The organism is Kitasatospora sp. NPDC048296, from assembly GCF_043201815.1.
GTDB lineage: Bacteria > Actinomycetota > Actinomycetes > Streptomycetales > Streptomycetaceae > Kitasatospora.
The window spans coordinates 62,416-85,952 of record NZ_JBICZB010000031.1; the positions used below are offsets into that span (position 1 = coordinate 62,416).

Annotated in this window: 21 protein-coding genes; 2 read left to right on the top strand and 19 right to left on the bottom strand. The window is 71.2% G+C overall.

The window, feature by feature from the left end; translation table 11 throughout:
• Positions 1–47: 47 nt before the first annotated feature.
• The 16 genes from ACGF12_RS20025 to pgsA all read right to left on the bottom strand — a co-directional run bounded on the left by ACGF12_RS20025 (position 48) and on the right by pgsA (position 16,039).
• Positions 48–2,501 (bottom strand): RelA/SpoT family protein, encoded by a 2,454-nt coding sequence (locus ACGF12_RS20025; protein ID WP_393031472.1) that lies wholly within the window; start codon positions 2,499–2,501, stop codon positions 48–50.
• A gap of 172 nt (positions 2,502–2,673) precedes the next feature.
• Positions 2,674–3,225, bottom strand: a complete 552-nt coding sequence (locus ACGF12_RS20030; protein WP_393031475.1) for an adenine phosphoribosyltransferase — start codon at positions 3,223–3,225, stop codon at positions 2,674–2,676.
• Positions 3,226–3,248: 23 nt separating this feature from the next.
• A complete protein-coding gene (gene secF, locus ACGF12_RS20035) occupies positions 3,249–4,346 on the bottom strand; it encodes a protein translocase subunit SecF (protein WP_393031478.1) in 1,098 nt (365 codons plus the stop codon).
• A 4-nt stretch (positions 4,347–4,350) separates the two neighbouring features.
• The gene (gene secD, locus ACGF12_RS20040) at positions 4,351–6,210 is read right to left on the bottom strand and encodes a protein translocase subunit SecD (RefSeq protein WP_393031481.1); all 1,860 of its coding nucleotides are present in this window, start codon (positions 6,208–6,210) and stop codon (positions 4,351–4,353) included.
• Positions 6,211–6,357: 147 nt separating this feature from the next.
• A complete protein-coding gene (gene yajC, locus ACGF12_RS20045; protein WP_393031484.1) occupies positions 6,358–6,765 on the bottom strand; it encodes a preprotein translocase subunit YajC in 408 nt (135 codons plus the stop codon).
• 262 nt (positions 6,766–7,027) lie between these two features.
• Positions 7,028–8,113, bottom strand: a complete 1,086-nt coding sequence (gene ruvB, locus ACGF12_RS20050) for a Holliday junction branch migration DNA helicase RuvB (RefSeq protein ID WP_393031487.1) — start codon at positions 8,111–8,113, stop codon at positions 7,028–7,030.
• Positions 8,114–8,169: 56 nt separating this feature from the next.
• Positions 8,170–8,781, bottom strand: a complete 612-nt coding sequence (ruvA, locus tag ACGF12_RS20055; protein ID WP_380612090.1) for a Holliday junction branch migration protein RuvA — start codon at positions 8,779–8,781, stop codon at positions 8,170–8,172.
• Positions 8,778–9,350 carry a crossover junction endodeoxyribonuclease RuvC gene (gene ruvC, locus ACGF12_RS20060; protein WP_393031529.1) on the bottom strand — a complete coding sequence of 191 codons (573 nt, stop codon included), beginning with the start codon at positions 9,348–9,350 and terminating at the stop codon, positions 8,778–8,780. Before ruvC ends, ruvA begins: the two co-directional genes overlap by 4 nt.
• Positions 9,351–9,508: 158 nt before the next feature.
• Positions 9,509–10,267 (bottom strand): YebC/PmpR family DNA-binding transcriptional regulator, encoded by a 759-nt coding sequence (locus ACGF12_RS20065; RefSeq protein ID WP_393031491.1) that lies wholly within the window; start codon positions 10,265–10,267, stop codon positions 9,509–9,511.
• Between the two features lie 90 nt (positions 10,268–10,357).
• Entirely contained in the window at positions 10,358–10,975 is a 618-nt protein-coding gene (gene pdxT, locus ACGF12_RS20070) for a pyridoxal 5'-phosphate synthase glutaminase subunit PdxT (RefSeq protein ID WP_393031494.1), read from the bottom strand.
• 105 nt (positions 10,976–11,080) lie between these two features.
• Positions 11,081–11,992 (bottom strand): pyridoxal 5'-phosphate synthase lyase subunit PdxS, encoded by a 912-nt coding sequence (pdxS, locus tag ACGF12_RS20075; RefSeq protein ID WP_380612087.1) that lies wholly within the window; start codon positions 11,990–11,992, stop codon positions 11,081–11,083.
• A 128-nt stretch (positions 11,993–12,120) separates the two neighbouring features.
• Positions 12,121–12,666, bottom strand: a complete 546-nt coding sequence (locus ACGF12_RS20080; protein ID WP_380612086.1) for a hypothetical protein — start codon at positions 12,664–12,666, stop codon at positions 12,121–12,123.
• Positions 12,667–12,695: 29 nt separating this feature from the next.
• Positions 12,696–13,064 (bottom strand): 5-carboxymethyl-2-hydroxymuconate Delta-isomerase, encoded by a 369-nt coding sequence (locus ACGF12_RS20085; protein WP_393031499.1) that lies wholly within the window; start codon positions 13,062–13,064, stop codon positions 12,696–12,698.
• A 122-nt stretch (positions 13,065–13,186) separates the two neighbouring features.
• Complete coding sequence (locus ACGF12_RS20090; protein WP_393031502.1) at positions 13,187–14,371, bottom strand: glycosyltransferase family 4 protein; 1,185 nt, start codon at positions 14,369–14,371, stop codon at positions 13,187–13,189.
• A gap of 41 nt (positions 14,372–14,412) precedes the next feature.
• On the bottom strand, positions 14,413–15,375 hold the full coding sequence (locus ACGF12_RS20095) for a phosphatidylinositol mannoside acyltransferase (RefSeq protein ID WP_393031505.1): 963 nt from the start codon (positions 15,373–15,375) through the stop codon (positions 14,413–14,415).
• Positions 15,376–15,391: 16 nt separating this feature from the next.
• On the bottom strand, positions 15,392–16,039 hold the full coding sequence (gene pgsA, locus ACGF12_RS20100) for a phosphatidylinositol phosphate synthase (protein ID WP_224278759.1): 648 nt from the start codon (positions 16,037–16,039) through the stop codon (positions 15,392–15,394).
• Positions 16,040–16,282: 243 nt separating this feature from the next.
• Here pgsA and ACGF12_RS20105 point away from each other — a divergent pair, with 243 nt between their 5' ends.
• Positions 16,283–18,331, top strand: coding sequence for an elongation factor G-like protein EF-G2 (locus tag ACGF12_RS20105; RefSeq protein ID WP_393031508.1), 2,049 nt, complete (start codon positions 16,283–16,285; stop codon positions 18,329–18,331).
• Here the strand turns inward: ACGF12_RS20105 and ACGF12_RS20110 are convergent.
• Positions 18,319–18,768 (bottom strand): thiol-disulfide oxidoreductase DCC family protein, encoded by a 450-nt coding sequence (locus ACGF12_RS20110; RefSeq protein ID WP_393031511.1) that lies wholly within the window; start codon positions 18,766–18,768, stop codon positions 18,319–18,321. The two genes, ACGF12_RS20105 and ACGF12_RS20110, sit on opposite strands and share 13 nt — an antisense overlap.
• Positions 18,769–18,966: 198 nt before the next feature.
• Here ACGF12_RS20110 and ACGF12_RS20115 point away from each other — a divergent pair, with 198 nt between their 5' ends.
• The gene (locus tag ACGF12_RS20115; RefSeq protein ID WP_393031514.1) at positions 18,967–20,613 is read left to right on the top strand and encodes a hypothetical protein; all 1,647 of its coding nucleotides are present in this window, start codon (positions 18,967–18,969) and stop codon (positions 20,611–20,613) included.
• Between the two features lie 71 nt (positions 20,614–20,684).
• On the opposite strand, the gene ACGF12_RS20120 is transcribed toward ACGF12_RS20115, so the two are convergent.
• Positions 20,685–21,245, bottom strand: coding sequence for an HIT family protein (locus tag ACGF12_RS20120; protein WP_387625009.1), 561 nt, complete (start codon positions 21,243–21,245; stop codon positions 20,685–20,687).
• Positions 21,246–21,326: 81 nt separating this feature from the next.
• A complete protein-coding gene (thrS, locus tag ACGF12_RS20125) occupies positions 21,327–23,306 on the bottom strand; it encodes a threonine--tRNA ligase (RefSeq protein WP_393031518.1) in 1,980 nt (659 codons plus the stop codon).
• Positions 23,307–23,537 lie beyond the last annotated feature (231 nt).

Consider the following 23,537-nt stretch of genomic DNA (forward strand, 5'->3'; position numbering starts at 1 on the left):
GGCGAAGGCCCCCGGGGAGCTCCCCGGGGGCCTTCCTCATGCCGTGGTCACTTGCGGGCGGAGGTGACGCGGTAGACGTCGTACACGCCCTCGACGCCGCGCACCGCCTTGAGCACGTGGCCCAGGTGCTTCGGGTCGCCCATCTCGAAGGTGAAGCGGCTCATCGCCACCCGGTCCCGGGAGGTCTGGACCGCCGCCGACAGGATGTTGACGTGCTGGTCGGAGAGCACCCGGGTGACGTCCGAGAGCAGCCGGGAGCGGTCCAGCGCCTCGACCTGGATGGCCACCAGGAAGACCGAGGACTGGGTGGCCGCCCACTCGACGTCGATCATCCGCTCGGGCTGCTGGCTCAGCGACTCGACGTTGACGCAGTCGGCGCGGTGCACCGAGACGCCGTTGCCGCGGGTGACGAAGCCGACGATCGGGTCGCCCGGCACCGGGGTGCAGCAGCGGGACAGCTTGACCCAGACGTCCTCGACACCCTTGACGATCACGCCCGGGTCGCCCTTGGCCCGGCGGCGGACGGCCCGGCGGGTGTCGTGGGTCGGGGTCGCGGTCTCGGCCAGGTCCTCGGTCGCGCCCTCCTCGCCGCCGAGCGCCTGGACCAGCTTCTGGACGATGTTCTGCGCAGCGACGTGCCCCTCGCCGATGGCGGCGTAGAGCGAGGAGATGTCGGGGTAGCGCATCTCGTGGGCCAGGGTGACCAGCGAGTCGCCGGTCAGGATCCGCTGGATCGGCAGGCCCTGCTTGCGCATCGCCCGGACGATCGCCTCCTTGCCGTGCTCGATCGCCTCCTCGCGGCGCTCCTTGGAGAACCAGGCGCGGATCTTGTTGCGGGCGCGCGGTGACTTGACGAAGCCCAGCCAGTCCCGGGACGGGCCGGCGTTCTCCGCCTTGGAGGTGAACACCTCGACGGTGTCGCCGTTCTCCAGCGTCGACTCCAGCGGCACCAGCCGTCCGTTGACCCGGGCCCCTATGGTCCGGTAGCCGACCTCGGTGTGCACCGCGAAGGCGAAGTCGACCGGGGTCGCCCCGGCGGGCAGGGCTATCACGTCACCCTTGGGGGTGAAGACGAAGACCTCGTTGCTGGCCAGGTCGAAGCGGAGCGACTCCAGGAACTCGCCCGGGTCGGCGGTCTCCTTCTGCCAGTCCAGCAGCTGCCGCAACCAGGCCATCTCGTTGACGGCGCCGGCCTTGTCGTCCTTGCGGACCTGGGTCGGGGTGTCGGTGCGGACCTTGGACGCCCCGGCGACCGCGCGCTGCTTGTACTTCCAGTGGGCGGCGATGCCGTACTCGGCCCGCCGGTGCATGTCGAAGGTGCGGATCTGGAGTTCGACGGGCTTGCCGCCGGGACCGATCACCGTGGTGTGCAGCGACTGGTACATGTTGAACTTGGGCATCGCGATGTAGTCCTTGAACCGCCCCGGCACCGGGTTCCACCGCGCGTGGATGGTGCCCAGCGCCGCGTAGCAGTCGCGGACGGTGTCGACCAGGACCCGGATGCCCACCAGGTCGTAGATCTCGGCGAAGTCCCGGCCCCGGACGATCATCTTCTGGTAGACCGAGTAGTAGTGCTTCGGCCGGCCGGTGACGGAGGCGGTGATCCGGGCGCCGCGTAGGTCCGCCTGGACCTGGTCGATGACGGTCGCCAGGTACTCGTCCCGCTTGGGGGCGCGCTCGGCGACCAGCCGGACGATCTCGTCGTACATCTTGGGGTAGAGGATCGCGAAGGCGAGATCCTCCAGCTCCCACTTGATGGTGTTCATGCCCAGCCGGTGCGCCAGCGGGGCGTAGATCTCCAGCGTCTCGCGGGCCTTCTTCTCCTGCTTCTCCCGCTTGAGGTAGCGCATCGTGCGCATGTTGTGCAGGCGGTCGGCCAGCTTGATCACCAGGACCCGCGGGTCCTTGGCCATCGCCACGACCATCTTGCGGACGGTCTCGGCCTGGGCGGCCTCGCCGAACTTGACCCGGTCGAGCTTGGTGACGCCGTCGACCAGCAGGGCCACCGAGTCGCCGAAGTCCTTGCGCAGGGTCTCCAGGCCGTAGTCGGTGTCCTCGACGGTGTCGTGCAGCAGCCCGGCCATCAGCGTCGGGGCGTCCATGCCGAGCTCGGCGAGGATGGTCGCGACGGCCAGCGGGTGGGTGATGTACGGGTCACCACTCTTGCGCTTCTGCCCGCGGTGCCACTTCTCGGCGACGGCGTAGGCACGCTCGATGTCGCGCAGCAGCGCCGGGTCGGCCTTGGGGTCGTTCGCCCGGATCGAGCGGAACAGCGGTTCCAGCACGGGGTTGAGCACGCTGGAGCGCTGGCCGCCGAGACGGGCCAGGCGGGCGCGCATGCCGCCACCGGTACCGGAGCCGCGGCTGAGCGGGGCGAGCTGGCGCGAGGAGGTGGGCGCCGGGCGTGCCGGGGTGGCCCCCGAGGGCGTGGGACGGTCTTCGGGGGCGGCCGCTGCGGCCGTGGGCACAACCTCGTCGGGCAAGGACACTCCTCGGGGCACCGGGGCCGACCCCCCGCCGAGGCCCGTGCGGTCCGGGCACAACCGGGAGGGGATGAATCTTCATGGTACCGAGCCGGGCGGCCCGGTGTTCATCCAGCCGGGCCCGTCAACGCAAGGACGGCGGTCGGATGATCCGACCGCCGTCCCTTCAGCCCGTCGCCGAGCCCGTCCCTCAGACCGTGACCAGCGTCTCCAGCGGGGCGCCGTTCAGGTGCCCGGCCAGCCGCTCGCGGCCGTCCAGGAAGCCCAGCTCCATCAGCACCACGACGCCCGCCAGCTCGGCGCCGGCCTCCTTCACCAGGTCCAGCGAGGCGCCTATGGTGCCGCCGGTGGCCAGCACGTCGTCCACCACCAGCACCTTCTCACCGGCTTCGAAGGCGTCGCACTGCACCTCCAGCGTCGCCGAGCCGTACTCCAGCTCGTACGAGCGCCGGAACACGTCGCCGGGCAGCTTGCCCTGCTTGCGGATCGGCACGAAGCCCAGTCCGGCCGCGAAGGCCGCCGGGGCCGCCAGCACGAAGCCGCGCGCCTCCAGACCCACCACCTTGGTCGCCCCGAGCTCCTTCGCCCGGTCGGCCAGCGCCCGGGTCAGGGCGCCGAAGGCCTCGGCGTCGGCGAGCAGCGGTGCGATGTCCTTGAACAGCACACCCGGCTTCGGGTAGTCCGGGACGTCCCGTATCCGGCTGTTCAGCAGCTCGGCCAGGGTGATGTCGGCGGTGGTCACGGTGGTGTCCTTAGGGTCTGGGTTCAGCGCTTGGTGGACGGACGGCCCTTGGGTCGCGCGGCACCGGCCGCCCGACCGCGCTGACCGACCATACCCGCGGGCTGGTCCCCGTCCGCACCCTCGTCCGTCGGCGTCGCGTCCGAGCCCTCGGCCTTGGCGGTCGCGGCCCGGTGCTGCAGGACCCGCTTGCGCAGGGCCTTCATCTCCGGCTGCTCCTCCTTGAGCTGCGCCAGCAGCGGGGTGGCGACGCAGATCGAGGAGTAGGCACCGGCCGCGAGGCCGATGAACAGCGCGAGCGAGATGTCGTTCAGGGTGCCGGCGCCCAGCAGGCCGCCGCCGATGAACAGCAGCGCGGCGACCGGCAGGAGCGCCACCACGGTGGTGTTGAGCGAACGCACCAGGGTCTGGTTGAGGCCGGCGTTGGCCGCCTCGCTGTAGGTGCGCTTGTTCTGCTTGGTGAGGTCCTTGGTGTTCTCCTTCACGGTGTCGAAGACGACGACCGTGTCGTAGAGCGAGTAACCGAGGATCGTCAGGAACCCGATCACCGTACCGGGGGTGACCTCGAAGCCCACTAGGGCGTACACACCGATGGTGATCAGCAGGTCGTGGATCAGGGCGACCAGGGCGGCCACCGCCATCCGCCACTCGAAGGCGATCGCCAGGTAGAGCGTCACCAGGACCATGAAGATGATCAGGCCGGTGAGCGCCTTGTTGGAGATCTGCTTGCCCCAGCTGGGGCCGATGACCTGGGCCTCGACGGTGTCCAGCGGCACGCCGATCTTCTCGGCGAGCTGCGAGCGGACCTCGTCGGAGCTCTTCGTCTCGTCGGTGCTGACCTGGATGCGGATCTTGTTGCCGTCGGTCGACTGCACCAGCGGGTGCGAGGAGACGACCTCATCGGCCTTGTCCTGCGCCTGCGAGACGGTCAGACCGGGCTTGGTCACGGTGTAGACCGAACCGCCCTTGAACTCGATGCCCAGGTGCAGGCCCATGGCCAGGCCGATCGCCGCGACCAGCACGATCACACCGGAGATCGAGTACCAGAGCTTACGGCGCCCGACGAAGTCGAAGCTGACCTCGCCCTGGTAGAGCCGGTGGCCCAGATTGGAGAAGCGTGACACGGTGTCAGGCCTCCTTCACGGCGGCAGAGGAGGAGCTACGGCGACGGCTGCTGCGCAGCGGCGGGCGGGCGCCCAGCCGCTTCGGGTCCAGGCCGGACCACGGGTGACCCTCGGAGAAGAACTTGCGCCGGGCCAGCAGCGTGATCAGCGGCTTGGTGAAGAGGAAGATCACCACGACGTCGAGCGCGGTGGTCAGACCCAGGGTGAAGGCGAAGCCCTGGACCTTGCCGACCGAGACCACGTAGAGCACGGCGGCACAGAGGAAGGACACGAAGTCCGAGACCAGGATGGTGCGCCGGGCACGCGGCCAGGCCCGCTGGACCGCCGGGCGCAGCGCCGCGCCCTCGCGGACCTCGTCGCGGATGCGCTCGAAGTACACGATGAAGGAGTCGGCGGTGATGCCGATCGCGACGATCGCACCGCAGACCGCCGGCAGGTTCAGCGCGAAGCCGATCCCGCCGCCGAGCAGGCTCATGATCGAGTAGGTCAGGGCCGCCGAGACGAGCAGACCGGCGATCGAGACCAGGCCCAGGCCGCGGTAGTAGATCAGCGAGTACGCGACGACCAGCAGCATGCCGATCGCACCGGCGACCAGACCGGCCTTGAGCTGGTCACTGCCCAGCGCCGGGGAGACGGTGGTGATGTCGCTCTTGGTGAACTCCAGCGGCAGGGCGCCGTAGCTCAGCACGTTGGAGAGGTCCTGCGCCTCGGCCTGGGAGAACTGTCCGGTGATGACCGCGCTGCCGCCCGGGATCGGGCCGTTGACCTGCGGGTGCGAGACCACCTGGTTGTCCAGCACGATCGCGAACTGGTTGGCCGGCGGGGTCTGGGTGGCCAGCTGGCCGGTGACCTTGGAGAAGGCGTCGGTGCCGGCGCCGTTGAACTGCAGCTGGACCTGCCAGCCGCCGCCGGTCTGGGTGTCGAGGCCCGCCTGGGCCTTGGAGATGTCCGCGCCCTTCACGGCCGCGGGGCCGAGGGCCAGCTTCTCGTAGTAGCCGTGCTCGGCCTTCTGGGAGCAGGCCACCATGGCCTTGTCCTCGGCGCCGGTCTGGGCGGCGCGGACCTCGGGCTTGGTGCAGTCGAGCTTCGCGAAGGCGTCGGCCAGCTCCGGCGGGACGGTGCCCTGGGTCATCGCGGCGCTCAGGTCGGCGGCGCTCGGCGCGGTGGGCTGGGCGCTCGGGGCGCCGCTGGCGGCCGGGGCCGCCGAGCCGGTGGCGGCGGCGGACGGAGCGGTGCTCGCGCCGGTGGCGGCGGCCGACGGGCTGGCGCCCTCGGCGGCCAGGGCCTCACCGACGGCGCGCCCCTGCTTGGTGGCGCTCGCCGAGGCGGTCGGCGCGTGGCTGGCGGAGGAGCTCGCGCCCGCCGAGGCCGAGGCGGTGGCCGACGGGGTGGCGCTGCCCGAGGGGGCGGCGCTCGGGCTGCCGGTCGCGCCGGCGGACGGGGTGCCGGTGGGCGCGGGCGGGGTGACGCCGCTGGGCGCCACGGCCAGGACCGGACGGAAGAACAGCTTCGCGGTGGTACCGACCTGGTCCGCCGCGTTCTGCCGGTCGCCGCCCTTGGGGATGTTCACGATGATCGTGTCCGAGCCCTGGGTCTGGACCTCCGCCTCGGAGACACCCATTCCGTTGACCCGGCGCTCGATGATCCCGACGGCGATGTCCATGTTGGACTTGTTGACCGCCTTGGGGTCGGTCGACTTCGCGGTCAGCGTGATGCTGGTGCCACCGGCGAGGTCGATTCCGAGCCGGGGCTTGGTGTTGCCCGTCCCGAACATGAGGGCGACCAGTCCGACGGTGACGACCAGGATGAGGGCCAGCGCCCGCCCTGGGTAGCCGTCGCGCGGGCGCGACTTGGGTGTTGCCACCTTGCTCGTTTCTCCCTGTCCATGCCACCTCCCCGACCGGACCCCCGTCCGGCTCGTGGCGGGACGGGGGCATGGCGGTTCTGCGGCCCTGAGGTCCTGTGGGCTCGCGGCACTGCGCCGCGCGGCCGGGCGGGTTGCCCGGCCGTACTACTTGCTCGCGGGAGCCCCGCCCTCGGCATCGCCCTTCTCGGCGCTGTCCTTGGTGAGCGACAGCGCCTTGTCCTCGACCGGCGCGGCGTCCGCGTCCTCGGCCTCGGGCTCGGGCAGCTCGTCATCGCCGGGGCGACCGTTGATGATCGCGTCGTACTCCTGGGGGTCCAGGACGGCCGCGATGGCGCTCTTGGTGAAGTGGGTGACCACGCCGGGAGCGATCTCCAGCTCGACGGTCTCGTCGTTGACCGCCTTCACCTGGGCGTACAGGCCCCCGATGGTGCGCACCCCCGCCCCGGGCTCCAGCGAGGTCTGCATCTGCTGCTGCTGCGACTGGCGCTTCTTCTGCGACCGGAACATGAGCACGATCGCGATGATCGGGAGGAGAAGGATGATGAGGTTCACTGCAGCCAGGGTCCTTTACGGGCCGCCGACCGGCGGCCTGTGTGGTATGGGTCGGCCCGTCAGGTGAGAGGGGCGGTCCGGCGGAGTCTAGGCGACCCCGAACTGATCGGACAACGCCAAGCATCGCATCCTGCCGCCGAAAGTGGCGACCCTCGGCCTGCACAGTTTCCACGGACTTCTCCCCTGGCTCCTCCCCGCCCTGCGGCGCCTGGCCGGGCGCCGGGAACCGGTGGACACCTCTCACCCGTTCAGTCCATGCCGGTCAACTTCCGTCCGCCGGGAACAGCTCCGGCTGGGCGGTCGCCGCACCGCGGGTGGTCTGGACCGGCGCGGCCTGTACCGGCGGAGTCAGGCCGAGGTGCTGCCAGGCGGCGGCCGTGGCGATCCGCCCGCGCGGGGTGCGGGCGAGCAGGCCCTCGCGGACCAGGAAGGGCTCGGCCACCTCCTCGACCGTCTCGGCCTCCTCCCCCACGGCGACCGCGAGTGTCGACAAACCGACCGGCCCGCCGCCGAACAGCCGCAGCAGCGCGTTCAGCACCGCGCGGTCCAGCCGGTCCAGACCGCGGGCGTCCACCTCGTAGACGTCCAGCGCCTGGGCGGCGATCTCGGCGCTGACCTGGCCGTCGTGCCGCACCTGGGCGTAGTCGCGGACCCGGCGCAGCAGCCGGTTGGCGATGCGCGGGGTGCCGCGCGAGCGCCCGGCGATCTCGGCCGCGCCGGCCGGGTCTATCTCGACGTCCAGCAGGGCGGCCGAGCGGTGCACCACCCGCTGCAGCTCGCTCGGGGCGTAGAACTCCATGTGCCCGGTGAAGCCGAAGCGGTCGCGCAGCGGGGGCGGCAGCAGTCCGGCCCGGGTGGTGGCGCCGACCAGGGTGAAGGGCGGCAGCTCCAGCGGGATGGCGGTGGCGCCCGGGCCCTTGCCGACGATCACATCGACCCGGAAGTCCTCCATCGCCATGTAGAGCATCTCCTCGGCCGGCCGGGACATCCGGTGGATCTCGTCGAGGAAGAGCACCTCGCCCTCGGTGAGCGAGGAGAGGATCGCCGCGAGGTCCCCCGCGTGCTGGATGGCCGGGCCGGACGTGATCCGGATCGGGGCACCGAGCTCAGCGGCGATGATCATGGACAGGGTGGTCTTGCCGAGCCCCGGAGGCCCGCTCAGCAGCACGTGGTCGGGTGCGCTGCCGCGCTTGCGGGCGGCCTGGAGCACCAGGGACAGCTGCTCGCGCACCCGCTCCTGGCCGATGAACTCGTCCAGCAGCTTGGGGCGCAGCGCCGCCTCCACCGCCTGGTCCTCACCGTCGGCGGCGGCCGTGACCAGCCGGTCCGCAGGTTCCGAGTCGTACATCCTCGCAGGCTCCAAAGTCTCCGTTGTCGACAAACAGACAGATCGTCAGGGGGGATTCAGCGGGCGCGGTTGAGGCCGCGCAGCGCCAGCCGGAGCAGGGCGCCCACATCCGGCGTCTGCTGCGCCTCCGCCTCCGGGGTGACCGCCGCGACCGCCTCGTCCGCCTCACGCGGGGCGTAGCCCAGGCCGGTCAGCGCGGAGTGCAGCTGCTCGCTCCACGGCGCCGGGCCGGCGGCGATCGGCTTCTGGGCGGGCACCGCGCCGTGCGGCGCGCCCAGCTTGTCCTTGTACTCCAGCAGCAGCTTGGCCGCCTTCGCCTTGCCGATGCCCGGCACGGCGACCAGCGCCTTCTCGTCCCCGCCCGCGACCGCGGCGCGCAGCGCGTCCGGGCTGTGCACGCCGAGGATGGCCTGCGCCAGCTTGGGGCCGACGCCCGGCGCGGCCTGCAGGATCTCGAACACCGAGCGCTCGTCGTCGTCCGCGAAGCCGAACAGGGTGAGCGAGTCCTCCCGGACCACCAGCGAGGTCGCCAGCCGGGCCGGCTCACCCAGCCGCAGGCCGGCCAGGGTGTTCGGGGTGCACTGCACGGCCATGCCGACCCCGCCGACCTCGACCACCGCGACGCCGGAGGAGATGGCCGCCACGGGGCCCTGGACGAAGGCGATCACCGAAGCCTGCCTTTCACAGAAGTAGAGGGGGCTTTGACAGACACGGAGCGCGAGGTGGAGGGGGCGGCGTTGACCGCGGCCTCCAGGCGGTTGGTCGCCCCGCCGCGCCAGATGTGGCAGATGGCCAGCGCCAGCGCGTCGGCCGCGTCGGCGGGCTTGGGCGGGGCGTCCAGCCGCAGCAGCCGCTGCACCATGGCCGTGACCTGCGCCTTGTCCGCCCGGCCCGAGCCGGTGACGGCGGCCTTGACCTCACTGGGGGTGTGCAGGGTGACGGGGATGCCGCGCCGGGTGGCGCAGAGCATCGCGACGGCGCTGGCCTGGGCCGTCCCCATCACGGTCCGGACGTTGTGCTGGGCGAAGACCCGCTCGACGGCCACCAGATCGGGCCGGTGCTCGTCCAGCCAGCCCTCGATCCCCTGCTCGACCAACAGCAGCCGCTGCCCGATCTCGGCCTCGGCGGGCGTGCGCACCACGCCCACCCCGACCATCCGCAGCGGCCGGCCCGGCGCGCCGTCGACCACGCCGACCCCGCACCTGGTCAGCCCCGGGTCCACACCCAGCACCCGCACCTCACGCCCCGCCCTTCCGCTGTTCAACACTCTCCGGCGACCTCCGCAGGCTACCGTCCGGGTCCGACAGCCCTGCCGACGACACCGGCCCGGCGGTCCTGGGACCACCGGGCCGGGCAGTGAGAACGATCGCTCGCCGTCGATCACTCGATGCCGTGTTACTCGGCGTCGAGCTGCGCACCGACCTCGTCGGAGATGTCGAAGTTGGCGAAGACGTTCTGCACGTCGTCGCTGTCCTCGAGCGCGTCGATCAGCTTGAGGATCTTGCGGGCGCCGTCGACGTCCAGCTCGACCTGCATGCTCGGGAGGAAGTTGGCCTCGGCCGAGTCGTAGTCGACGCCGGCGTCGACCAGCGCGGTGCGCACGGCGACCATCTTGGCGGCCTCGGAGACGATCTCGAAGGAGTCGCCGAGGTCGTTGATCTCCTCCGGCTCCTGGTCGAGGACGACCTCGAACAGCTTGTCCTCGTCGACGCCGTCGGCCTTGGGGACGATCACGACACCCTTGCGGGTGAACAGGTACGAGACCGAACCCGGGTCGGCCATCGAGCCGCCGTTGCGGGTCATCGCCACGCGCACGTCGGAGGCGGCGCGGTTGCGGTTGTCGGTGAGGCACTCGATCAGGACGGCGACACCGTTCGGGCCGTAGCCCTCGTACATGATGGTCTGGTAGTCGGCACCGCCGGCCTCCAGACCGCCACCGCGCTTGACGGCGCGGTTGATGTTGTCGATCGGGACCGAGCTCTTCTTCGCCTTCTGGATGGCGTCGTAGAGGGTCGGGTTGCCCGCCGGGTCGGGACCGCCGGTGCGCGCCGCCACCTCGATGTTCTTGATCATCTTGGCGAAGAGCTTGCCGCGCTTGGCGTCGATCACGGCCTTCTTGTGCTTGGTGGTAGCCCACTTAGAGTGGCCGGACATCGCCAGCTCCTTTACGTCGCCAAATGGAAATGAAACAGATGAGATCTTACCGGTGTCGTCACCGGTAAGACGCACACGGCTACGGCTGCCCTACCGGGCGGCGAGGTGCTCCTCGACCATCCGCACGAAGTAGGCGTGCACGCGGTGGTCGCCGGTGAGCTCCGGGTGGAAGGAGGTGGCCAGCAGGTTGCCCTGGCGCACGGCCACGATCCGGGCCTCCGGACCGTCCGCGGCGGGCAGCTCGGCCAGCACCTCGACACCCGCGCCGACCGCCTCGACCCAGGGGGCGCGGATGAAGACTCCGTGCACCGGCGCGTCGTCCATGCCCTTGAAGGCGATCCCGGACTCGAAGGACTCGTTCTGGCGGCCGAAGGCGTTGCGGCGCACCGTCATGTCGATGCCGCCGACGGTCTCCTGGTCCTCCCGACCGTCGAGGATCTTGTCGGCCAGCATGATCATGCCCGCACAGGTGCCGTACACCGGCATCCCGGCGGCGACCCGCTCGCGCACCGGGTCCATCACGCCGAACAGCAGCGCCAGCTTGGACATGGTGGTGGACTCCCCGCCGGGGATCACCAGCGCGTCGACCTCGGCCAGCTCCTCGGCACGGCGCACCGGACGGGCGAGCGCGTCGGCCTCGGCCAGCGCCACCAGGTGCTCGCGGACGTCGCCCTGCAGGGCGAGGACGCCGATGACTGGAGTGCTCACGGTCTTCAACCTCAATCGATCGTTACTACGGAAATACGCGGCACGGCCCGCCGCGCGCCGGGGCGCCGCGGCGGGCCTGAGCCGATCTACGGGTGGGAGGGGCGATTACCAGCCGCGGTTGGCGTAGCGCTCGGTCTCCGGCAGGGTGTCGCAGTTGATGCCGACCATGGCCTCGCCCAGGTTGCGGGAGGCGTCCGCGATGATCTTCGGGTCGTCGTAGAAGGTGGTGGCCTTCACGATGGCGGCGGCGCGCTTGGCCGGGTCACCCGACTTGAAGATGCCGGAGCCGACGAAGACGCCCTCGGCGCCCAGCTGGCGCATCAGCGCGGCGTCGGCCGGGGTGGCCACGCCACCGGCGGAGAACAGCACCACCGGCAGCTTGCCGAGCTCGGCGACCTCCTTGACCAGCTCGTACGGGGCGCGCAGCTCCTTGGCGGCGGCGTACAGCTCGTTGTGGTCCAGGGCGCGAAGCTGGCCGATCTCGTTCTTGATCTGGCGCAGGTGGCGGACGGCCTCGACGACGTTGCCGGTGCCGGCCTCGCCCTTCGAGCGGATCATGGCCGCGCCCTCGGCGATGCGGCGCAGGGCCTCGCCCAGGTTGGTGGCGCCGCAGACGAAGGGGGTGGTGAAGGCCCACTTGTCGGAGTGGTTGACCTCGTCGGCCGGGGTCAGCACCTCGGACTCGTCGATGTAGTCGACACCGAGCGACTGCAGGACCTGGGCCTCGACGAAGTGGCCGATGCGGGACTTGGCCATCACCGGGATGGAGACCGCGTTGATGATCTCCTCGATCATGTTCGGGTCGGACATGCGGGCCACGCCGCCGTCCTTGCGAATGTCGGCCGGAACCCGCTCCAGGGCCATGACGGCCACCGCGCCGGCGTCCTCGGCGATCTTCGCCTGCTCGGCGTTGACCACATCCATGATCACACCGCCCTTGAGCTGCTCGGCCATGCCGCGCTTGACCCGGGCGGTACCGATCTGCGGCTGGTCTGCGGTGGTGGGGGTGGTGGACACGTGAGACCTCACTCGAAGATGAACCAGTGCTATCGCCCTATGGTAGGCGGAACGGGTGGCCCATCCATGTGCCACCCAGTCCAGCCCGGACGACGGGATGCGACAAACGGGCCGTATCCGGGGACAGCCTAAGCAGGCGCCCCCTCGGGCGTGAGCGCGGGCGGCGGGGCGTCGTCCATCTCGAAGGCCAGCGGGAACGGCGCCTTCCCCGCCAGCCGGAAGTAGCGCACCAGCCGGTGCTCGCGCACCGCCCGGGCCGCCCGCACCGCGTCGTTGTGGAACCGGCGGGCCATCGGCACCCGGCGCACCGCGGCCGTCAGATCACGAACGGCGTCCTCACCGCCCGGCTCGGCCATCAGCGCCGCCACCTGCTCCGGTTCCTCGAACACCGCCCGCAGCGCCAGGCTCAGCTGGCTCTCCGCCACCTCGCGCTGCTCGTCGTCGGCCTGCCGCGCCGCGTGCGCCGCGTCCAGCAGCAGCAGCGAGGCCGCCGGGTCCAGCAGCGAGGACGTCGCCAGCTCCATCGCCACCGAGGCCCGACGGACCAGCTGCGCGTCCAGCGCCGCCCGCGCGGCGTCGATCCGGGCGTGCAGCCGGTCCAAGCGCCCGGCCGTCCAACTCAGGTACATGCCGAACAGCACCACGGCCACGCCGGCCCAGATCCAGGTAGTCACGGGCCGCTACGTTACCGGGTGTCACCGGCTCACCCCTGGGCGGTCGCGCTGCGGTAGCTCTCCCGGTCGATGTCCGTGATGTTCACGGCGGTGAACAGCCGCACCCCGGGCTGCGGCTTCAGGTGCTCGGCCAGCAGCGCCAGGACGCCCTCGCTCAGCGCCGCCTTCGCCTCCGGCGTGCGACCGGGGAAGATCTGGAACTCGACGAAGACCTGCCCGTCGTGCGGGATCCTGGACGTCCCCACGACGAGCAGCTCGCTCTGGCGGAACACCGTCTTGCACGACCCCGGCTTCGCGTCGATGGTCTCCTCCGCGAGCCGGTTGATCGCCACACCGAGCGACATCCGGTCGAAGCTGCGGGCCAGGTTGGCGGAGTAGTCGACGGAGATCTGCGGCATCGTTGCCCCCATGAATCGCGGTGGTGCGGTCGCCCGACCCTAACGCCACGAACATCCGGCCGCCCCACGGGCCCACCACCACCGACCCGCCCGCCGACCACCCCCGTCGACCGGCCCGCCGATCAGTCCCTGGCCAGGCCGAACCGGCCGCGCCGCCCGCTGCGCACGTCCTCCTCGACCACCGCCGCCTCACCGGCCGTCACGGTCTCGTACACCGCCAGGATGTCCGCGCCCACCGTCGACCAGTCGAACCGCCGCACGTGCCGCGAGGCCGCCTTGCGCAGCTCCTCCAGCCGCGCCGGGTCGCCCAGCAGCCGCAGCGCCGTACGGGCCAGCGCGTCCGCGTCCTCCACCGGGAACAGCTCCCCGGCGTCCCCGCCGTCCAGCACCTGCTTGAACGCGTCCAGGTCGCTGGCCAGCACCGGCGCGCCCGCCGACATCGCCTCGACCAGGATGATCCCGAAGCTCTCCCCGCCGGTGTTCGGCGCCACGTACAGGTCCACGCTGCGCAGCAGCCGGGCCTTCTCCCGGTCGGACACCATCCCGAGGAACTCCACCTGCTCGCGGACCTCGGGCGCCAGGCCGGCGACGGCCTCCTCCTCGTCCCCCTTGCCCGCGACCAGCAGCCGCACCCCGGGCCGCTCGGCCAGGATCCTCGGCAGCGCCGCCAGCAGCGTCGGCAGGCCCTTGCGCGGCTCGTTGATCCGGCCGATGAAGCCGATCGTGCCCGGCTCCCCCGCGGCCGCGTTGCCCGTCCAGCGCCCGTCCGGCTCGGCGTCCGCGAAGAAGCCGACGTCCACGCCGTTCGGGATCACCACCGCGTCCCCGCCCAGATGCTCCACCAGGGTGCGCCGGGCGTACTCCGACACCGCGATCCGGGCCCGCATCTTCTCCAGGCCAGGCTGCAGGATCGGCGAGGCCGCGATCATCGCCCGGGAGCGCGGGTTCGAGGTGTGGAAGGTGCCCACCATCGGCCCGGTGGCCGACCAGGCGGCCAGCATCGACAGGCTCGGCGAGGCCGGCTCGTGCACGTGCAGGATGTCGAAGCGGCCCTCGCGCAGCCACCGCCGCACCCGCGCCGCCGACAGGATGCCGAAGCTCAGCCGCGCCACCGACCCGTTGTACGGCACCGCCACCGCCCGCCCGGCCGAGACCACGTACGGCGGCAGCGCCTCGTCGTCCTCGGCCGGCGCCAGCACCGACACCTGGTGGCCCAGCCTGATCAGGTGCTCGGCCAGGTCCCGGATGTGGAACTGCACCCCGCCGGGGACGTCCCAGTCGTACGGGCAGACGATGCCGATCTTCACGGGTTCCTCAAGCTCCTTCGGACAGGTCGTACGGGGCTGGCTCAGGACCCGGAGGCCTCGGCCGCGGGCTCCGGCGCCGCCTCCGCGCGCACCGCGGGCGACCCCTTCACCGTCTCACGGACCGGCAGGTCGGCCAGCCAGAGCTTCTGCAGCATGTGCCAGTCCTGCGGGTACTCCCGGATGCCCCGCTCCCACACGTCCGCCATCGCCTGGGTCATCGCCAGGGTCCGCGCCCTGCGGTCACCCTCCTCGGGCGCCACCACCTCGGGGTGGATCCGCGCCCGCAGCACCGGGCCGTCGTACCAGAGCGTCGCGGGCAACAGCGCCGCACCGGTCCGCTGGCACAGCGCCGCCGGCCCGGCCGGCATCCGGGTCGCCTCACCGAAGAAGGACACCTCCAGGCCCGCCTCCGACAGGTCCCGGTCCCCCACCAGGCAGACCAGCCGGCCCTCGCGCAGCCGCCGCGCCAGCGTGCCGATCACGTTCACCGAACCGCCGGTCAGCGCCAGGACCTCCATGCCCTGGCCCTCCCGGAACGCGACGAACCGGTCGAACAGCCGCTCCGGCTTCAGCCGCTCGGCGACCGTGGTGAACGGGTAGCCCTGCTGTGCCACCCAGGTGCCCGCCAGATCCCAGTTGCCCATGTGCGGCAGGGCTATCACCGCGCCCCGCCCGGCCTCCAGCGTCTCCCGCAGGTGCTCGAAGCCCTCCACCTGGACGTCCCGGGCGACCCTGGCCCGGCTCCACACCGGCAGCCGGAAGGACTCCATCCAGTACCGCAGGTACGAGCGCATCCCGGCCCGCGACAGCGACCGCAGCGCGGCCTCGTCCAGCCCCGGACGGACCCGGCGCAGGTTGGCCTCCAGCTGGAGCACCCGCTTGCCGCGCCGGCGCCACGCGTAGTCCGCCAGCAGGTCGAACAGGCCCCGCGCCACCGGCTCCGGCAGGTGCTTCAGCACCGCCCACCCCAGCGCGTACGCCCAGTACACCAGTCGGTCCGTCACCGCAGGACGCCCCCCATCAGCTCCCGGCCGCCGCTCGGTCGGCCTCGAACGCCTCCCGGCGCACGGTCAGCATCCGCTGGAACACCGTCACCAGGCTGCCCGCCGCCACCAGCCACAGCGCCACCGGCAGCAGCCACTCCACGTACGGCACCCCGAACTTGTGCAGACCCGCGACCCCGGCCGCCACCAGGCTGGCCACCAGCCGCTCGGCCCGCTCCACCAGCCCCGACACGTCGCACGGCAGGCCCTGGCTCTCCGCCCGCGCCTTGGTGTACGACACCACCAGGCCGCTGGCCAGGCAGAAGATCGCCACCGCGCACAGCAGGTTGTTGTCGCCCTTGCCCGCGTACCACATCGCCAGACCGCCGAAGATCGCCGCGTCCGCGACCCGGTCCAGCGTGGAGTCCAGGAACGCCCCCCACTTGGTGCTCCGACCCAGCTGACGGGCCATGTTCCCGTCCACCAGGTCCGAGAAGATGAACAGCGTGATCGTGATGGTGCCCCAGAAGAACTCCCCACGCGGGAAGAACACCAGCGCACCGGCCACCGAACCGGCGGTACCGATCAGCGTCACGGCGTCCGGGCTCACGCCCAGCCGGATCAGGAACGCGGCGAACGGGGTCAGAACACGTGTGAAGAAGGCACGCGCGTATTTGTTGAGCATGGCCTTCCCAGCCGCTCCGATCTCCCAGGTACCCGCCTGGCGCAGCGTGCGCAGCAGACGGCCGGACGAATGAGTCCGCCCGGCGCACCCATCGTAGCCACGCCGGGGACACGCTCTGGCGCACGCACCGCCGGACGGCACACCGGCCACGGCCCACACACGGACGGTCACACGACACGCGCCGACGCGACACCCGACCCTAGACTGCCAAAGACAGCCTCGGCGCTACGGGAGGAGACCCCGATGCCCGACCGCAGCACGGCACGAGCCGGTCAGGCGCCCGCCGTCACCGGCCCCCGGGACCTGCGCAACGTCGTCCTCATCGGCTCCAGCGGTGTGGGCAAGACCACCCTCGCCGAATCCCTCGCCCTCGCCGCCGGCGCCACCGGGCGGGCCGGACGCGTCACCGACGGCACCACCGCCTCCGATTACGAGGAGATCGAGCACCAGCAGCAGCGCTCCGTCCAGCTCTCGCTGCTCCCGCTCGAATGGAAGGGCGTCAAGATCAATCTGATCGACCCGCCCGGCCACCCCGACTTCGCCGCCGACCTGCGGGCCGCCCTGCACGCCGCCGACGCCGCCGTCTTCGTCGTCTCGGCCACCGACCCGGTCACCGCCCCCACCCGCGCGCTCTGGCGCGAGTGCGCCGCCGAAGGCATCCCGCGCGCCATCGCCGTCGCCAAACTCGACCTCGCCCGCACCGGCTTCGACGACATCCTCACCGCCTGCCACGACGCCTTCGGACTCGGCCCGGACACCCTGCGCCCGCTCTTCCTGCCCGTCCTCCACGACGGACACCCCGACGGCAGCGTGGACCTGCTCACCGGCGACACCTACGGCGACGCCGCCCCGCTCCCCGACACCGGCCCCGCCCACGACAGCCTCGTCGAGGCCATCTCCGGCCAGGACGACGCCCTCATGGAGCGCTACCTCTCCGGTGACACCCTCGACACCGACTCCCTGGAAGCCGGCCTGCGCCGCGAAGTCCTCGCCTGCACCCTCCACCCCGCCGTCCCCACCAGCGAGAACGGCCTCGGCGCCGCCGAACTCCTCGACCTGATCGCCCACACCTTCCCCGACCCCACCGAACGCACCCGCCCCGCCCCCGACTGCGACCCCGACGCCCCGCTCGCCGCCCAGGTCGTCCGCGTCACCGGCGACGCCTACGTCGGCCGGATCAGCCTGCTGCGCGTGTACGCCGGCACCCTGCGCCCCGACACCAGGATCCACCTGGTCGGCCCCGCCCACACCGCCGACCAGAACGGCGACGAGCGCGTCACCGGCCTCACCAGCCCCTTCGGCAAACTCCAGCGGCCCGTCCCGCACGCCATCGCGGGCGACCTCGTCTGCGCCGCCAAACTCACCACCGCCCGCGCCGGCGACACCGTCCACGAGCCCGGCCACCCCGTCGAACTCGACGGCTGGACCCTCCCCGAACCCCTGCTGCCCATCGCCGTCGAGGCGCACAGCAAGGCCGACGACGACAAGCTCTCCCAGGCCCTCACCCGGCTCACCGCCGAGGACCCGGCCCTACGCCTGGAACAGAACCCCGACACCCACCAGCTGGTCCTCTGGTGCACCGGCGAGGCCCACGCCGAGGTCGTCCTCGACCGGCTGCGCACCCGCCACGGCGTCCACGTCGACACCGTCGAGCCCAAGGTCGCCCTGCGCGAGACCTTCGGCACCGCCGCCGCCGGCCACGGCCGCCTGGTCAAACAGTCCGGCGGCCACGGCCAGTACGCCATCTGCGACCTGGAGGTCGAACCCCTGCCGGCCGGCTCCGGCTTCGAGTTCCAGGAACACGTCGTCGGCGGCGCCGTCCCCAAGCACTTCATCCCCTCCGTCGAGAAGGGCATCCGCGCCCAACTTGCCAAGGGCGTCGCCACCGGCCACCCGCTCGTCGACGTCCGGGTCACCCTCACCGACGGCAAGGCGCACTCCGTCGACTCCTCCGACGCCTCCTTCCAGAACGCCGCCGCCCTCGCCCTGCGCGACGCCGCCGAGCACGCCGTCATCCGGCTGCTCGAACCCGTCGCCGCCGTCAGCGTCCTGCTGCCCGACGAGTACCTGGGCGCCGTCCTCGGCGACCTCTCCGCCCGCCGCGGCCGGGTGCTCGGCACGGAGACGGGCGGGCCGAACCTCACCCTGCTGCGCGCCGAGGTCCCCGAACTCGAACTCGCCCGCTACCCGGTCGACCTGCGCTCACTCACCCACGGCACCGCCGAGTTCTCCCGCGCCTACCTGCGCCACGAACCCATGCCCACCGCCCTGGCCGAGCGCTACACCGACTGAGCGGCCCCGGTACGCCGCGGCAGCGCGCACGCCGCCGTACCCCCCGGCATCCGGTGCCGGTTGCGCGACACCCAGCGGTACGCCAGGGCCGCCACCGGCCGCACCGGCGCGAGGGTCAACACCGCCCCCAGGTACGCCCACGCGCCCCCGGAGCGCATCAACAGCCGCGCCACCGCCTGCGCGCCCCCGTACACCCGACCCGCCGGCGTCACCCACAGCACCTCGCGCTCGGCCCGCTCGGCCGACACCTCGTCCAGGCCACCCGCGAGCGCGTCCAGCTCCGACAGCTCCGCGAACTGGAACGGCACCGCCTCCCAGCCCCCCGAGGCCAGCGTCTGCCGCAGGTACGTCTCCCCCCACCGCACGCAGGACGAGCAGAACGCGCAGTCCCCGTCGAAGACCAGCACCGGATCCTTCACCACAACCCCCTTCGTCATGCCTTCGCCCTCCATCCTCCTCCACCCCGACACGGCCGGTTCAGGTGGGTATCGACCGGGCCGAAGCTGGGCATCATGCCTCTCAGGCCGGGTGCGGCTCGATCGTGACGGTTCGTGACGGCACTTCAGACGATCATCCGCGCGGGGGTGCCACCGCACGGTAACCTGCCGCTGACAAGGGGAGGAGGGGACGCCACCGTGACCACACTCGACATGACCCCGGGTGCGCAGATACCCCGGACCGACGCCGGCCCGCAGACAGCCGTCACCCAGGCGCTCTCCTCAGCCGCCTACCGGGACGGCGAGATCGGCAAGTTCGTCGAGGACGTCACCGACGCCAAGGAGAAGAAGGGCCGCTTCGCCCTCTTCCGCCCCAACCTCGGCGAGGCCTTCAGCAGGGCGCTGATCTCCCGCGCCCTCGGCGGCGACCGCAAGCCCCTCGTCCCCTCCTTCGGCGTCGACACCCGGCAGGTCGTCGAACACTGCCTGGCCGCGGAGGAACTGCGCGACGCCCGCGACCGGCAGCTCAGCACCGTCACCGTCGTCACCGGTCTGCTCTTCCTGCCCGGCACCCTGATCTGGCTCGGCGCCTTCCAGCTGCGTGCCTGGCTCAAGCGGGACAACACCCGCGGCGCCGACGTCTACGGCGGCCTCGCGCTGATCGCGGCCGCCGCCCTCGCGATCCTGCTCGCTCTGCGCCCCCCGGCCTCCGGCGTCCTGGGCGTCTACCTGCGGATCACCATGCTCGCCCCGGTGATCGGCTGGTACCTGGCCCGCCGGATCGTCGAGCGCTTCGCCAAGGACCTGCGCACCCGCTGGCAGGACCTGGTCGAGGGCAGCGCGGTCGCCGCCACCGTGGCCAAGGCCGTCCCCCGCGACGACCTGGACAAGAAGGCCAACGACCTGCGCGACAAGCTCGGCCGCCTGGACGCCGAGCAGGAGACCAACGTCCACCACTACGCCGGCCCGAAGGGCATCCTCGGCGCCGGCCGCCGCTGGGGCGAGTGGCGCCTGGCCGACACCCTGCACCCCGCCGAGGGCCACGCCGACTTCCGCGCCTTCCACCCCTGGGACCTGGTCCGCCGGATCTCCGCCCACCTCAAGGGCCTCGGCGTCAGCCACGTCGCCAACAGTGGCATCCCCAACGTCAACATCAAGCAGTGGGTGGTCTTCGACATCAGCGAGGGCGCCGACGAGATCAACCGCCCCGGCAACGCCGACATGGACGGCGACCGGATGCGCGACTTCGCCGTGCAGAGCATCGCCGACAAGCAGACCTTCCCCGGCGGCCCCCGGCACTACCTGGCCACCCAGTTCATCACCCACGACGGCAAGCTGGTCATCACCTTCACCGTCACGGTGACCCTGCTGGCCAACGTGCTGAGCATCTCGGTGGCCGGCTACGCGCTCGGCCCGGTCAAGGGCGTCTTCTTCGACAAGCCGAAGGACAAGGAGAAGACGATCGCCAAGACGGTGAAGTTCTGGGAGGAGCGCACCGTCAAGCTCCCCCTGATCGACAACGACGAGGTGGTCCGCCAGGCCGTCCGCGCCCCCTTCCACCGGATGCCCGGCCTGCTCGGCTGGCTCGGCGGCGGCCTCGGCCTGCCCGAGCCCTTCGGACTGCGGCACTCCTGGGTCGCCACCGCCTGGAACAACCGTTCCATGGTCGACAACGCGCTCAACGCGTCCGTCCCGGTGCTCAACGCGGTGCACACCGCGACGCTGGAGTTCCTCCAGGAGCACGACCTGGACGCGGACCGCTTCTTCAAGACCCGCACCTCGATCATCAAGTCCGAGGCGCAGGGCAGCCGCCCGTACAAGGTCGACGAGTTCAACGCCGGCTGATCCGGACGTACGAAAGGGGGCCTGCCACCGAACTCCTCGGTGACAGGCCCCCTTTCGTACGTGCGCCCGGCTCAGCCCTGCGGCCAGGCCTCGGCCAGCATCTTGCGGGTGTCCGCCAGCAGCTGCGGCAGCACCTTGGTGTGGCCGACCACCGGCATGAAGTTGGTGTCGCCGCCCCAGCGCGGCACCACGTGCTGGTGCAGGTGCGCCGCGATCCCGGCCCCGGCCGCCGCGCCCTGGTTCATCCCGATGTTGAACCCGTGCGCCCCGGAGGCCGCCCGCAGCGCGGTCATCGCCTTCTTGGTGAAGTCGGCCAGCTCGGCCGTCTCCGCCTCGTCCAGGTCGGTGTAGTCGGCCACGTGCCGGTACGGGACCACCATCAGGTGCCCGCCGTTGTACGGGTACAGGTTCAGCACCGCGAACACGGAGCTACCCCGGGCGATGACGAGCCCGTCCTCGTCGCTCAGCGACGGGATCGAGCAGAACGGACAACCGTCGTCCGGAGCCGGGCCGGTGGGCTTGTTCTCACCCTGGATGTACGCCATCCGATGGGGGGTCCACAGGCGGCGGAAGCCGTCCGGCTCACCGACGCCCCGCTGCAGTTCCGGCTCAGTCGTCATGCTGATCAGCATATTCGCCCAACGGTGCTTGCAAAGCCGCGCGGGGCAGACTCTTCAAGAGCCTGCCCCGCGCGTGACGGTCCGACTACGGCATCACACCTGGATGCGGTTCTTCACCGCGTCCACGATCTCCTGGACCGCGTCCGCCACCGGAACGCCGTTCTTCTGCTCGCCGTTGCGGTAGCGGAAGGAGACCGCGCCCGCCTCGACGTCGTCGTTGCCGGCGATCAGCATGAACGGAACCTTGGTCTTCTGGGCGTTGCGGATCTTCTTCTGCATGCGGTCGTCCGAGGTGTCCACCTCGACCCGGATCCCGTGCTTCTTCAGCTCGGCCGCGACCTCCAGCAGGTACGGCACGTGCTCGTCGGTGATCGGGATGCCGGTCACGGTGACCGGGGCCAGCCACGGCGGCATGGCGCCGGCGTAGTGCTCCAGCAGCACCGCGAAGAAGCGCTCGATCGAGCCGAACAGCGCGCGGTGGATCATGACCGGCCGCTGACGCGAACCGTCCGCGGCGGTGTACTCCAGGTCGAAGCGCTCCGGCAGGTTGAAGTCGAGCTGGATGGTCGACATCTGCCAGGTACGGCCGATGGCGTCCTTCGCCTGCACCGAGATCTTCGGACCGTAGAAGGCCGCGCCACCCGGGTCCGGGACCAGCGGCAGGCCCTGCTTCTCGGCCACGCTCGCCAGGACGCGGGTGGCCTCCTCCCAGGTCTCGTCCGAGCCGACGTACTTCACCGGGTCCTTGGTGGACAGCTCCAGGTAGAAGTCGGTCAGACCGTAGTCACGAAGGAGGTTGAGGACGAAGGTCAGCGTCGAGTCGAGCTCGTCCGCCATCTGCTCGCGGGTGCAGTAGATGTGGGCGTCGTCCTGGGTGAAGCCGCGGGCACGGGTCAGGCCGTGCACCACACCCGACTTCTCGTACCGGTACACCGTCCCGAACTCGAAGAGACGCAGCGGCAGTTCACGGTACGAGCGGCCGCGCGCGTCGAAGATCAGGTTGTGCATCGGGCAGTTCATCGGCTTGAGGTAGTAGTCCACGCCCTCGTCGAGCTGCATGGGCGGGTACATACCGTCCGCGTACCAGTCGAGGTGGCCGCTCTTCTCGAAGAGCTTCCCCTTGGTGGCGTGCGGGGTGTAGACGAACTCGTAGCCCTCTTCCTCGTGCCGCTTGCGCGAGTAGTCCTCCATGGCGCGGCGGATGATGCCGCCCTTGGGGTGGAAGACGGCGAGGCCGGAGCCGATCTCCTCGGGGATCGAGAAGAGGTCGAGTTCGTTGCCGAGCTTGCGGTGGTCGCGCTTCTCGGCCTCGACGAGGAAGTCCAGGTGGGCCTTCAGCTCGTCCTTGGTCGGCCAGGCGGTCCCGTAGATGCGCTGCAGCATCGGGTTCTTCTCGCTGCCGCGCCAGTAGGCGGCCGCGTTGCGCATCAGCTTGAACGCCGGGATGTGGCGGGTGCTGGGCAGGTGCGGGCCGCGGCAGAGGTCGCCCCAGCACTGGTCGCCGGACTTGGCGTCCAGGTTGTCGTAGATGGTGAGCTCGCCGGCGCCGACCTCGACGTCGGCGCCCTCTCCGGCGGTGGCGGCGGAGCCCTTGAGGCCGATCAGTTCCAGCTTGTACGGCTCGGCGGCCAGCTCCTCGCGGGCGGCCTCGTCGGTGACCACCCGGCGGGAGAACTTCTGCCCGCGCTTGATGATCTCCTGCATCTTCTTCTCGATGGCCTTGAGGTCATCGGGGTGGAAGGGCTTCTCGACGTCGAAGTCGTAGTAGAAGCCGTCCTTGACCGGCGGGCCGATGCCGAGCTTGGCCTCGGGGTAGAGCTGCTGCACGGCCTGGGCCATGACGTGCGCGGTGGAGTGGCGCAGGATGTCGAGGCCGTCCTTGCTGCCGATCGTGACCGGCTCGACCTCGTCGCCGTCCTGGAGGACGTAGGCGAGGTCCTTGAGCTGGCCGCCGACGCGGGCGGCGATGATCGAGCGGTCGTCGGCGAAGAGCTCGGCGGCCGTAGTGCCCGTCGTCACCACGCGCTCTTCCCGATCGGGTTCGCGGCTGATGATTACCCGGACGTCCGTCACCGGTCTCTCCTGACGTGCTGGATTCAGAGGACGCAACACTGCGCTGCGCGTGACGATGGTACCGAGAGCGCCACCCGCACCGTGAACTCAGGACCTGTCTCATGGGCCCTTGCCGCGCGCTGATCCGACAAAGCCCGATATGTAGCGGACTTTGTCAAGCGGTGCAGGGTTGAGCTGCCCCCGGAGTGGTGGATGGGGGCTGGTGGGGGCCCGGGTGGGGTGCGTGTCATG

Bases quoted from the DNA above. Each gene is read 5' to 3' on its own strand.
- ACGF12_RS20120 (WP_387625009.1), bottom strand. From the start codon at position 21,245: ATGCTGATCAGCATGACGACTGAGCCGGAACTGCAGCGGGGCGTCGGT.
- ruvB (WP_393031487.1), bottom strand. From the start codon at position 8,113: ATGTACGACTCGGAACCTGCGGACCGGCTGGTCACGGCCGCCGCCGAC.
- pgsA (WP_224278759.1), bottom strand. From the start codon at position 16,039: ATGCTCAACAAATACGCGCGTGCCTTCTTCACACGTGTTCTGACCCCG.
- ACGF12_RS20105 (WP_393031508.1), top strand. From the start codon at position 16,283: ATGCCCGACCGCAGCACGGCACGAGCCGGTCAGGCGCCCGCCGTCACC.
- ACGF12_RS20065 (WP_393031491.1), bottom strand. From the start codon at position 10,267: ATGTCCGGCCACTCTAAGTGGGCTACCACCAAGCACAAGAAGGCCGTG.
- ACGF12_RS20085 (WP_393031499.1), bottom strand. From the start codon at position 13,064: ATGCCGCAGATCTCCGTCGACTACTCCGCCAACCTGGCCCGCAGCTTC.
- ACGF12_RS20110 (WP_393031511.1), bottom strand. From the start codon at position 18,768: ATGACGAAGGGGGTTGTGGTGAAGGATCCGGTGCTGGTCTTCGACGGG.